The organism is Streptomyces carpinensis, assembly GCF_002154505.1.
Lineage (GTDB): Bacteria > Actinomycetota > Actinomycetes > Streptomycetales > Streptomycetaceae > Streptomyces > Streptomyces carpinensis.
Genome location: NZ_MUBM01000783.1, coordinates 1 through 992, shown reverse-complemented (window position 1 = coordinate 992; position 992 = coordinate 1). Strand labels below are relative to the sequence as shown.

Here is a 992-nt window from a genome sequence, read left to right as displayed (position 1 = left end):
GGACTCGGCGGCCTGCTGCTCACCGTGGTCAGCCCCCGGCACGCGCTGCTGATCACCGTGGGCACCTTCCTGGCCTCCGCCGCACTGCTCCGCTTCGGCACCCGGCGGCGTCCGGCGCGCGGCGGACGCCGCGTCCGGGTGCTGCTCCTGCTGTTCTGGGTGCCGCCGATGTTCGCGGTGGTGCCCGAGGCGCTGGCGGCTCCGTACGCCGCCCGGCTCGGCACCGGTTCCACCGGCCTCGGCCTGCTGATGTGCGCGCTGCCGGTCGGCACCATCGCGGGCGAGCTGTACGCCGGCTCACGGCTGCGGCCCGCCACCCGGGAGCGGATCGCGCTTCCCCTGGTCTGTCTGACGCTGCTGCCGTACCTCGGCTGCGCCCTCCACCCGGGCCTGGCCGTCTCACTGCTTCTGCTGCTGGTGTCCGGCACGGGGTCCGCGTACACGCTGGGCCTGGACCAGTGGTTCGTCCGGGCCGTGCCCGAGGAGCTGCGCGGGCGGGCGATGACCCTGCTCACGGCGGGGCTCATGACGATCCAGGGCGTGGGCATGGCCCTGGCGGGCGTCGCGGCGGAGTTCGCCGGGGTGACGACGACGATCGCGGGGGCCGGAGTACTGGGGACGGCGTCCTGCGTCCTGCTCGCCCTGGCCGCCCGACAGACCGCCGCCCCCGCGACGGACACCCCCGCGACGGACGGCCCCACGACAGGCCACACCACGGCAGGCAAGCCCACGGCGGACGCCCCCGCGCCAGGCGCTCCCACCCCGCACGCCCCCGTCGCGATCCTCCCCGGGACCGAAAGGCGAGACGGGGCTGACCACGATATGACCGACGGGTAGGGTCTGGTGACGTGCCCAAGCCCCTCAGTCTCCCGTTCGACCCCATCGCCCGCGCCGACGAGCTCTGGTAGCAGCGTTGGGGAAGCGTGCCGTCCATGGCGGCGATCACCTCCATCATGCGTCTGCACCAGATCCTGCTGGCCGAGGTCGACGCG

General features: G+C 74.4%; 1 protein-coding gene and 1 pseudogene. Both read left to right on the top strand.

What is annotated here, in order from left to right:
* Positions 1-837 (top strand): MFS transporter (locus BZY54_RS48755; RefSeq protein WP_143668479.1); only part of this gene is annotated, 837 nt, incomplete at its 5' end.
* A gap of 11 nt (positions 838-848) precedes the next feature.
* A pseudogene (locus BZY54_RS48750) lies at positions 849-992 on the top strand (MarR family transcriptional regulator); the annotation flags it as partial.